Source organism: Roseateles sp. P5_B10, assembly GCF_056400485.1.
Genome location: NZ_JBFULE010000285.1, coordinates 1 through 6,134, shown reverse-complemented (window position 1 = coordinate 6,134; position 6,134 = coordinate 1). Strand labels below are relative to the sequence as shown.

Annotated in this window: 4 protein-coding genes and 1 pseudogene; 1 reads left to right on the top strand and 4 read right to left on the bottom strand. The window is 70.4% G+C overall.

Annotated features, from left to right (window positions below; translation table 11 throughout):
* Both AC1DU6_RS17045 and AC1DU6_RS17040 read right to left on the bottom strand, forming a co-directional pair.
* Window positions 1-181, bottom strand: a pseudogene (locus AC1DU6_RS17045) (MBL fold metallo-hydrolase); the annotation flags it as partial.
* A 61-nt stretch (window positions 182-242) separates the two neighbouring features.
* Complete coding sequence (locus tag AC1DU6_RS17040) at window positions 243-716, bottom strand: group I truncated hemoglobin (RefSeq protein WP_056205179.1); 474 nt, start codon at window positions 714-716, stop codon at window positions 243-245.
* A 198-nt stretch (window positions 717-914) separates the two neighbouring features.
* Here AC1DU6_RS17040 and AC1DU6_RS17035 point away from each other — a divergent pair, with 198 nt between their 5' ends.
* Window positions 915-1,619 carry a substrate-binding periplasmic protein gene (locus tag AC1DU6_RS17035; protein ID WP_457320690.1) on the top strand — a complete coding sequence of 235 codons (705 nt, stop codon included), beginning with the start codon at window positions 915-917 and terminating at the stop codon, window positions 1,617-1,619.
* A 3-nt stretch (window positions 1,620-1,622) separates the two neighbouring features.
* Here AC1DU6_RS17035 and cphA read toward each other — a convergent pair whose 3' ends face one another.
* Together cphA and AC1DU6_RS17025 are read right to left on the bottom strand one after the other, a co-directional pair.
* Window positions 1,623-4,196 carry a cyanophycin synthetase gene (gene cphA / locus AC1DU6_RS17030; RefSeq protein WP_056205172.1) on the bottom strand — a complete coding sequence of 858 codons (2,574 nt, stop codon included), beginning with the start codon at window positions 4,194-4,196 and terminating at the stop codon, window positions 1,623-1,625.
* A 14-nt stretch (window positions 4,197-4,210) separates the two neighbouring features.
* Window positions 4,211-6,134 (bottom strand): cyanophycin synthetase (locus AC1DU6_RS17025; RefSeq protein ID WP_477858486.1); only part of this gene is annotated, 1,924 nt, incomplete at its 5' end.

Here is a 6,134-nt window from a genome sequence, read left to right as displayed (position 1 = left end):
GGTTGGTGCGGATGAAGCCGAGATCGGCAGGCTGCGTCGGGATGGGCTCGGCCGGGCGCGGTGGCAGGCCGCGACGGGAGGCGTTCCAGCGCCAGCGGATCACGTCCGCCAGCGACTTGGGCTCGAAGTCGCCGTGGTTGTTCTGGAAGCCGCMGTTGCGGTGGTGCGGGGGCAAGCTCATGAGGAAACGCCGGGCCGCGTCCAGTGTGAGTCGGGCTGGGCGAATGCCGGGCCTGGGAGCTTCATTTCGTGATGATGTCGCGGTGGAAATGGGCCATGCGGGCCAGCAACTGGTTCTGCACGCCGAAGGGCACGTTGGCCCTGTCCATGGCGCGCTGCAGGTGCTCGACCAGGGTGTTGAAGTCGCCTTTGCCAATGCCCAGGTGGGCGTGCGCGTCCTTCATGCCCACGCCGTCGTAGACGCAGGGGCCGCCGGCAACGACGCAGAAGTAGTCCGCCAGCACGCGCTTGAGGTGCTTCATGTTGATGCCGTCGAAGAAGCGCGCGATGCGCGCGTCCTGCAGCAGGGTGTCGTAGAAATCGTTGGTGAAGCGCTGGATGGCTTCCTGGCCGCCGAGCTGCTGGTAGAGCAGGTCATCGTGGGGAATCGGGGCCACGCCGGGGCGGACCGTGCTGGCCTGCGTCTGGGCATGGGCCAACGGCACCGCCAGGGCCCAGGCCAGGGTGAGGGCGGCGAACGACAGGCGGGACTTCATCGGCGGGTGTGGCAGGTGACCGGCGAGTCTAGCGATGCGACCCTGGGCGTGGCGTGCCGGGTCGGCAGGTTTTCGTGCGCCGGTCACGGTCCGCTGGCCGGCTGGCCACCCTGCGCTCGCCCTGGATTGGCGGGCACGGCATGATGCAGTCCCATGGTCGGGACGCGGCGATATTGGGTGCGAAGGGGAGTGGGCGGCATGGCCGCGCTGCTGCTGAGCCCGCTTGCCGGTGCCGAACCTGCCCGGCCGCTGGTGATGCTGGTGGAGACCAGCGCGCTGATGCCGCATGCCCGCATCGAGGGCGACCGCGTCATCGAAGGCCTGAACCTGGACATCGGCCAGGCCCTGGCGCGGCGCCTGGGCCGCGATCTGGTGGCCCGCCCGACGCCGCGCAAGCGCCTGGCCGAAGCCCTGCAACGCGGCGAGGGCGACTTGTTGTGCGACTACCAGAGCGACTGGCTGCCCGGCGCCTTCGCGTGGAGCCGGCCCTTCCTGCCTGACCAGGCCCTGCTCGTCAGTGCCGCCGCGGTGCCGCCACCGGCCTCGTTGACAGCGTTGACAGGGCAGCCCATCGGCACGGTGCGCGGCTACGTCTATCCGGAGATGGCCGACGCACTGCGATCAGGCTTCCTGCGCGACGACGCGCCCGATGCGGTGGCCAATCTGCAGAAACTCGAACTCGGCCGCATCCGCCATGCGTTGACCGGCCGGCGCGTGCTGGAGTACCAGCAGCGCATCGGTCACTTCAAGCTGCCCCTGCATCCGCCGCTGGTCGTGTCGGAAGTGCTGGCCCAGTGCGCGTTGTCGCCGAGCAGCCCGGTGGGCCTGGCGGCGTTGAACACCGCAATCCAGGGCCTGGTCAGCGAAGGCGAACTGAATCGCCTGCTGGCCAGGTACCGCTGAGCCTCAGCCGGCGGCAATGCGCTGAGCCAGATGGGCCAGCGCCTCTTCCACCTGATCCACCAGCACCAGGCAGAGGTCGCCCGGCTGCAGGCGTTCCAGTGCGCGGTCGATGGCCGTGAACTCACCGACGATCTCCTCGACATGCCGGGTGCGTGACGCGCCTTCCAGCCCGGCACGCAGCAGGGCCACGACCTCGCCGGCCGCGCGGCCGCGCTGGCAGGCGTCTTCGTAGAGGATGACCTCGTCGAAGGCGCCGCCGAGGATCTCGGTCTGCACGCGGATGTCCTCGTCGCGGCGGTCACCAGCGCCGCTGATGACGACGCTGCGGGTCTTGGCCGGCAATGCCGCGACGGCACCGACCAGGGCCTTCATCGCGTCGCCGTTGTGGCCGTAGTCGGCGATGACGGTGGCGCCGCGGTAGTCCATGACGTTGAAGCGGCCCGGCGCGTTGTCGGCGTCATTGGCGAAGCTGGCTACGCCGCGGCGGATGGTGTCCCAGTCCAGGCCCACGGCCCAGGCCGCGGCCACCGAAGCCATCGCGTTCTCGACCTGGAAGCCGATGAGGCCGCCACGCGTGATGGGGATGTCGCGCAGCGGGATGCTCTCGCGCCAGACGCCCTGGGCCGCAATGAGCTGGTCGCCGTCCACATAGACGCAGCGCTTGCCCTGGGCGCGGTGGGTTGCCATCAGCGGGTGGTGGCGGTCGGCGGCGAAATAGATGACCTGGCCGGGGCAGACCGAGCTCATGCTGGCCGTCAGCGGGTCGGTGGCGTTCAGCACCGCGTAGCCGTTGGGCGCGACGTTCTGCACGATGACGCGTTTGACCAGCACCAGGTCCTCAGCCGTGTGCAGGAAGTTCATGCCGAGGTGGTCGCCCGCGCCGACGTTGGTGACCACGGCGACCTGGCAGCGGTCGAAGCCCAGGCCTTCACGCAGGATGCCGCCGCGGGCGGTCTCCAGCACGGCGGCCTCCACGTCCGGGTGCATCAGCACATTGCGGGCGCTTTTGGGGCCGGAGCAGTCGCCGCTGTCGATCTGGCGGCCATCGACATACACGCCGTCGGTGTTGGTCATGCCGACCTTGAGGCCGCAGCTGGCAAACAAGTGCGCGATCAGCCGCGTGACGGTGGTCTTGCCATTCGTGCCGGTGACGGCGACGACGGGGATGCGCCCGTCCTCGGCCATGCCGCCCGATTTGTTGCCGGTGCCGAACAGATGGCCGACGATGCCCTCGCCGACATTGCGGCCCTTGCCATAGCTGGGGCTCAGGTGCATGCGCAGGCCCGGTGCCGCGTTGACCTCGACGATGCCGCCGTTGATCTCTTCGAGCGGCCGCAGCACGCTCTCGGCGACGACGTCGACGCCGCAGACGTGCAGGCCGACGACCTGGGCCGCCGCGATGGCACGGGCGGCGACTTCGGGGTGGACGTCGTCCGTCACGTCGGTGGCGGTGCCGCCGGTGGACAGGTTGGCGTTGTTGCGCAGGATGACGCGCTGGCCCTTGTCGGGCACCGACTCGGGCGCCAGGCCCTGCTGGGTCAGGCGCGCGACGGCGATGTCGTCGAAGCGGATCTTGGTCAGCGACGTCGCGTGGCCGTCACCGCGGCGCGGGTCGGAATTGACCTTGTCGACCAACTGCTTGACCGTGTGCACGCCGTCGCCGATGACATGCGGCGGATCGCGTCGCGCGGCGGCGATCAGCTTGTCGCCGATGACGAGCAGCCGGTAGTCGGAGCCAGGCAGGAACTTCTCGACCATGACGGGGCCGATCTCGTCGGCCGCCTTGTAGGCAGCCTCAAGCCCCAGGCGTGTCGTCACGTTGACGGTCACGCCCTTGCCCTGGTTGCCGTCCTGCGGCTTGACGACGACGGGCAGGCCGATCTCCTGGGCCACGGCCCAGGCATCGTCCACCGAGTCGACCGGCCGGCCGATGGGCACCGGCACGCCGGCGGCCTGCAGCAACCGCTTGCACAGGTCCTTGTCCTGGGCGATGGACTCGCTGACCGCGCTGGTGGCGTCGACCTCGGCGGCCCAGATGCGGCGCTGCTTGGCGCCCCAGCCGAACTGCACCAGGCTGCCTTGCGTGAGGCGGCGGTAGGGAATGCCGCGCGCCAGGGCCGCATTGACGATGGAGCCGGTGGAGGGGCCGAGGCGGATGTCCTCGTCGAGCTCGCGCAATCGGGCCAGCGTCGCGTCGGCATCGAACTCGCCACCGTTCAGTGCAGCGAGCACGAGCTTGAGCGCCTGCTCGAAGGCCAGCCGGCCGACGTCTTCCTCGCTGTACTCGATGACGATCTGATAGGTGCCGGCCTCGGGCGTGACATGGGTCTGGCTGAAGGTCACCGGGCAGCCGGCCTGGGCCTGCAGGGCCAGCGTGGCCTGCTCGAGCACCTGGGCCAGCGAGGCGTCTCTGCGCAGCTCGCCGACTGAGGGAAAGAGCTGGCGCAGCCGCGGCTCGAAGCCGGGCAGGCGCTCGAGCGAGCGCTCGGACTCGTTGCAATGCACGACGGCTTCGATGGCCGTGTGGCGGCTCCACATGTTCGGGCCGCGCAGCGCGCGGGTGCGGGAAACGTCCATGAGTCGTGTTCTTTTCAGGCGAGGTGCAGGTTGGGCACGAAGGTGTCGAGCCCGGCGGCGATCAGCTCGGGCGAGATGCCCAGGGCCCAGGCGGCGGCGACGGCGGCAAGCAGCGTCGAGGCATCGATGGCCTGGTCGCCAAAGCGGCGCAGCAGGGCCTCAATGTTGGCGCCCGGCGTCTCGGCCGGGCCATGGGCCAGTACGGCGGCGCCGCCGCGCAGGAAGACGGCGCGTCCACCGCGGTCGCGGTGGTGCTGCAGGGCCTCGAGGCTGCCGTCCTCTGCGTAGAAGACGACCTCGCCATCGCTCAGCTCGGCCATGTCCACCAGGCGCGGGTGGGCGGCATTGAGCACGCTGGCGCCGTCGCTGAGCACGACGTCGATCTGGGTGCGCAGCACCTTGTAGAGCTGGTCGATGTCCTGCACGTCGAACTCCGCCAGCGCGGCGATGCCGTCCAGATCGGTGACGACGCCGACGGCGGCGCGGTCATAGGCCAGGCCATCGCGCAGGATGGAGGCAGCATCGTTCTCGATGACGACGGCGTTGACGCCGCGGTTCATCAGGAGGCGGTGGGCGGCGTCCCAGCGGGCGCTGTCGCGCTTCTCGACGCGGCGCGTGCCCAGGAAGAGGCCGTCACGGCAGGCCAGGCCGACATGGCGGCCGTTCAGGTGCAGCAGCCAGGCGACCAGGCGCGTGATCTGGCGCCCGCCGCGCGAGCCGGCCACGCCGACGATGGGGATGCGGCCGGTCTCGTCCTCGGCGAACAGGTGGTCGATGATGGCCTGGCCGACGGGCTGCGGCGCGCCTCCGGCGGGCTTGAGGTGCATCAGCAGACCCGGGCCGGCGTTCACTTCGACGATGGCGCCGCCGRTCTCGGACAGCGGCTTGGAGATGTCCTCGGTGACGAGGTCGACGCCGGCGATGTCCAGGCCCACGGTGCGGGCGGCGAGCGACACGGCATGCGCCACCTCGGGGTGGACCTCGGGCGTGCAGTCGATGGACACGTTGCCATTGCGCTGGATCAGCACGGCCTTGCCGGCCGCGGGCACGGCCTCGGGCGACATGCCCTGGCGTTGCAGGTCCAGCAGCAGGGCGGTGTCTTCGTGCACGCGGATGCGGTTGAGCGGGAAGTCCTCGCTCAGGCCGCGGCGCGGATCGGTGTTGATCTGGCTTTCGACCAGTTGCTCCACGGTCTGGCGGCCGTCGCCGTGCACCCAGGCGGCTTCGCCGCGCGCGGCCGCCACCACCTGGCCGCCCACGACGAGCACGCGGTGCTCGTTGCCGGGGATGTAGCGCTCCACGAGCACCGAGGAGCCGTGGCGGGCCGCCAGCGCGAAGGCGGCCTCGCAGTCGGCCTCGGTCGCGATGTCCAGGGAGACGCCGCGGCCATGGTTGCCGTCGCTGGGCTTGACGACGACGGGCAGGCCGGTGTCCTGTGCCACCGTCCAGGCCTCGGCGGCGGTCTTGACCTCCTGGCCTTCCGGCACGGGCACGCCCACGGCCTTCAGCAGCGTCTTGGTCAGGTCCTTGTCGCTGGCAATGCCTTCGGCAATGGCGCTGGTCATGTCGGTCTCGGCCGTCCAGATGCGGCGCTGGCGCGCGCCGTGGCCGAGCTGCACCAGGTTGCCGTCGTTCAGGCGGATGTGGGGAATGCGGCGGTCCGTGGCCGCGGCGACGATGGCCGCCGTGGAGGGGCCCAGGTAGCAGTCGTCCAGCTTGTCGCGCACGCGGGCCACCGCGGCGGGCGCGTCGAAGGGCTGATCGTTGATGACGGCCATGATCAAGGCATGACCCTCGGCCAGGGCCGCGCGGGCGACCTGCTCGTCACGCGCCCGGAACACCATGCGGTAGACGCCGCGCTGGCTGGTGGAGCGGGTCTGGCCGAAGCCGGTCGGCATGCCGGCCAGGTTGAGCAGCTCGATGACGATGTGCTCCAGC

Bases quoted from the DNA above. Each gene is read 5' to 3' on its own strand.
- AC1DU6_RS17040 (WP_056205179.1), bottom strand. From the start codon at position 716: ATGAAGTCCCGCCTGTCGTTCGCCGCCCTCACCCTGGCCTGGGCCCTG.
- AC1DU6_RS17035 (WP_457320690.1), top strand. From the start codon at position 915: ATGGCCGCGCTGCTGCTGAGCCCGCTTGCCGGTGCCGAACCTGCCCGG.
- cphA (WP_056205172.1), bottom strand. From the start codon at position 4,196: ATGGACGTTTCCCGCACCCGCGCGCTGCGCGGCCCGAACATGTGGAGC.